Raw genomic sequence first — 1,381 nt, forward strand, 5'->3', positions numbered from 1 at the left:
TCTCTGGAAGAAAATTTAGACAATCAAAGTGTAGGTGAATACCTTGTTTTTGAAAACGAAAAAATAAAAATATGGACGATACATTTACATCCTGGAAAATCGCTGCCTTTTCATAAACACTGCAAACCTTATTTCTACACTGCTTTGTCTGGTGGAAAATCTCGCTCTTATTACAGCACTGGGAAAATAGTTGAAACAACATATGCTGAAGGATATACTAAATGTTTTTGGGATCTGAGTGAAGAAAATTTTTTCATCCACAATCTTGAAAATATTGGTCTCACAACATTAATATTTTCTACGGTCGAATTTAAAAAATAAAACATATGAATCAAGATGTCGAGAGAAAGCTGCGGGAGATGAATATCTCATTTCCACCAATAACGCCCAAAGCAGTTGGTAATTATGTACCGTGGGTAATATCAGGCAATATGGTTTATACCTCAGGCCAGTTACCATGGAAAGATGGAGAATATGGCAATTTGGCTTTTAAGGGGAAAGTAGGGCTGGATGTGACGATAGAAGAGGGGTATATATGTGCGAAAATTTGTGCACTAAATGCTATTGCACAATTAAAGGATGCCGTAGGCGATTTAAACCAAATACAAAAAATTGTACGCATTGATGGGCATATACAGGCTGCAGAAGGGTTCAGTGCCCACTCTGATGTATTAGACGGTGCATCTGATATTTTCAACGAAGTTTTTGGTGTCAAGGGATTGCATACCCGTTCCGCATTGGGAATATCTCAAGCGCCACTGGATGCGCCTGTACTTATTTATGTGATTGCGGAAATAGTATGAAAAAAATAATTTTAGGAGCTATAGATCTTTCTTTCCACAAAGTGACTGCAGGTGTTTTTCATAATGTACTTGAATACTTGGGATATGAGGTAGAAACAGTCTGTAAGCTGCATGAGCAGATATTTGAAATGCAGAAAAATGGAGAAATAGATCTGCTCATTAGTGCATGGCTTCCTGGAAGTCACGCAAAATATTTGGCGCCGTACCTGGATGAGGTGCTTTTACTTAATGCTATATATGAGCCCTATTGTATTTGGGGTATCCCAGATTATTTTGCAAAAAAAGGTGTTACTTCTATTGCCGACTTAACTCGGAGGGAAATTACATCGATTATGTCTAAAAAAATTAATGGTATAGGGATGGGAGCTGGCATAAGCAGGTTTTCCCTGGAAATTATGGATGATTATGGATTGGGAGATATTGGGTTTGAATTTATCACTAATTCACCAGAAAATTTTAACAATCTGGTAGAAGCACAGCTCAAAGCCAGGCAAAATTTCATTATACCTTTATGGCATCCCCAGTATCTTCACCATATGTTTGATATTTTTCCATTGGAAGAGCCAAAGGGTTTATTA

General features: G+C 37.4%; 3 protein-coding genes. All 3 read left to right on the forward strand.

From position 1 onward, the window contains the following. Positions 1 to 321 (forward strand): hypothetical protein (locus LC419_RS23390; RefSeq protein ID WP_223609614.1); only part of this gene is annotated, 321 nt, incomplete at its 5' end. Positions 322 to 326: 5 nt separating this feature from the next. Continuing rightward, on the forward strand, positions 327 to 803 hold the full coding sequence (locus LC419_RS23395; RefSeq protein WP_223609615.1) for a RidA family protein: 477 nt from the start codon (positions 327 to 329) through the stop codon (positions 801 to 803). After that, positions 800 to 1,381 (forward strand): glycine betaine ABC transporter substrate-binding protein (locus LC419_RS23400; RefSeq protein WP_223609616.1); only part of this gene is annotated, 582 nt, incomplete at its 3' end. The genes LC419_RS23395 and LC419_RS23400, both read left to right, overlap by 4 nt.

The organism is Chryseobacterium sp. OSA05B (genome assembly GCF_019970065.1).
Taxonomy (GTDB): domain Bacteria; phylum Bacteroidota; class Bacteroidia; order Flavobacteriales; family Weeksellaceae; genus Chryseobacterium.